The organism is Natrinema soli (assembly GCF_028618695.1).
Genome location: NZ_JAQIVI010000728.1, coordinates 1 through 2,444 on the forward strand (window position 1 = coordinate 1; position 2,444 = coordinate 2,444).

At 66.7% G+C, this 2,444-nt stretch carries 3 protein-coding genes; all 3 read right to left on the minus strand.

Annotated features, from left to right (window positions below; all coding sequences use genetic code 11):
- On the minus strand, nucleotides 1–444 hold a 444-nt coding region (locus PGX04_RS31060), incomplete at its 3' end, for a cation transporter (RefSeq protein WP_273742005.1).
- 81 nt (nucleotides 445–525) lie between these two features.
- The gene (locus PGX04_RS31065; protein ID WP_273742006.1) at nucleotides 526–1,659 is read right to left on the minus strand and encodes a GNAT family N-acetyltransferase; all 1,134 of its coding nucleotides are present in this window, start codon (nucleotides 1,657–1,659) and stop codon (nucleotides 526–528) included.
- A 280-nt stretch (nucleotides 1,660–1,939) separates the two neighbouring features.
- The coding region (locus PGX04_RS31070; RefSeq protein ID WP_465263861.1) for a WD40/YVTN/BNR-like repeat-containing protein at nucleotides 1,940–2,444 on the minus strand (505 nt) is incomplete at its 5' end.

Sequence of the window (2,444 nt, forward strand, 5' to 3'; positions counted from 1 at the left end):
GTCGTCGGCGGTCGCGTCCTCGCGCAGGTACGCCGTGTAGCCGACCGTGCTCAGCGCGTCCTCGAGCGCGTCCGCGGAAACCCGCTCCGGATCGTGGTCGACCCGGACCGTCTCCGTGACGTAACTCGCTTCGGCGTCGCTCACGCCGTCTCGGTCCTCGGCGACGGCCTCGAGGAACGCCTCGCAGGTCGCGGAGTGCATCCCGTCGACTCGGAAGAAGGTGCGGACGATTTCGTCTCGATCGGTGTCGTCCGTCCCGCCGTCAGTTACGTCACCGCTGTCGGTCACGCTATCGGTATCGCCCGCGCCGAACTCGGCGGCGACGTCGCGACAGCCCGTCGAACAGAAATCACTCACCGTAGACTCGCCGGCCGTCTCCGAGAGCGGCGAACCACACAGTCGACAGCGGTCGCGCCGGTCGTCGCCCGCGCGTCGATTGCTCACGGTAGTGGCTGCGGGTTCGACGGCAATAACGGTGGTCGATTCCGACGGCCTCGTCGTCGGCCGGCGGCCCGCCTCGCTCTCTCAGGTCGTGTCCAGATCGAGCCGGGAGAACGTCCACGACGCGATCGAACTCGACTCGAGGTCGATCTCCTCTCCGAGATTCCGCGCGAGGAGCGTCCGGGATGTCGGCTTGATCAGCGCGGACAGCGGCAATCGGGTATCGGGATAGAACCGGAATCGGAGCGGCGCGGGCAGCGTTTCCCCGAACGCCTCGACGTAGCTCCGGTCCGCGCAGTCGTCGAGCGCCGAGACGAGCAGGCGGTTGAGCGCCTCGGGTTCCGATCCGATCGTTCGAGGGAGCGCGTCGACGATTCGGGCGTACTCGTCCCCGCTCGAGACGACGAGCGCGGCGATCGGGTCGCCGTCGCGTCGGGCGACGTAGGTCGGGTACGAGTGCGCGGGATTGTCGAACCGCCACCGATAGAATTCCGCGGTCCGGTTCGTGTGGATCGCGCCGGGGATCGACCGTCGGTAAATCGTCGCGAGCGTGTCTGCTGGCGGCGTCTCGTAGTACTCGACCGCGAGGTCGGAGTCGGATTCGACGAGCAGCCGATCGCCGGCTCGGTGGGAGGTCGTGATCGCGTCCCGAAGGGTATTGGTAACGGCGGTGGCCGGACCGCTGTCGGCCGCTCGCCGGTCGAGACCGTCTCCGCTAGTCGGCGCGACGCCGATTCTGTCCTCGAGGGCGCTGACGGGGTTCTGCGGCCGGTAGTAGGCGGGAACCGTTCCGATCTCCCGCCAGCCCGCGGAGAGGTTACCGGGTTTCGAGTTCTCATTTGGAAAGTTAAAGAAAAACGACGGTTCTCCGGCGGTGTAGCGCTCGATCGCCCGCTCGTTCATGCGACTGAACAGGCCGCGCCCGCGGTGGTCCGGGTGAACCATCGTGTCACAGGGCTGGAACGCGGTTCGAACGGTCCCGTCGATGCGCATCTCCTGAGCGAAGAAGGCCCGGTAGCCGACGGGGTCACCGTCGATACTGGCCACGAGGATCGGGACGTGATCGGCGTATGGATTCTCGCGAAACTTCCAGCGGAACCACTCCGTGCTTCTGTCGTGACCGAACACCGTATCGTACAGCGACAGGAACGTCTCTCGATCGGCGGGTTCGAACGAGCGGACGGAGTATCGCGTCGTCGTTCGCGTGGATGTACTCATGATCGAGGTCGGTTCACGCCCGTCTGCGGGTCGACCGGGCGATGTCCCGCTGTGCGGTCGTGATAGTTCGATATCCGGCCCGCAGTGAAAAGGCGGTTCGCCTTGAATACGCCGATCCGACAGGTCCGTGAATCACTCGACGAGTGCGGCTCTCGAGCAACGCGTTCGAGTCGACGACTGGCGGCTCTCGAGCGTTCCGAACGCCCTGTGCTCTCGTTCGCCTCGAGGCCCGGTATCCCGTCGATCGTACCCCGGTCCATCGCGCGCTACTCGATCGGTCTCACCGCCGTTCGACGACGGACCCGTTTTCACCGACTGCGACCGCCCGGTCGCCGTCGGGATCGACCGAGACGGCCAGCAGCGACTCCGGTGCGACCACGTCGACTCGTTCCCAGTCGGTCGTCGGAGTCCGCTCGTAGATCGCTCCGTCCGCGTCGCAGACGATCGTCTCTCCCTCGCGACGAGCGATGCCACAGATCGCTTCGTCGCCGACCCGTTCGGGCGTCCACGTCGCCCCGTCGTAGCGGTGCACGATGCCGCTGTCGTCGCTGACGAAACAATCGCCTCGCCCCAGCGTTGCGAGGGTCTCGAGCGTGCCGTCGGGTCCCTCGAGCCCGACGCGGGAAAACGACTCGCCGCCGTCGGTCGTCTCGAAGACGCTATCGTTCGTATCGCAGCAGTAGCCAACCGACGCGTCGGCGAGGGCGACGCCGCTCAGACTCGAGCCACTGCCGGGCGTGACGGGCTCGTTCCACGAGAGGGCACCGTCGCGATAGCGGCCGCGG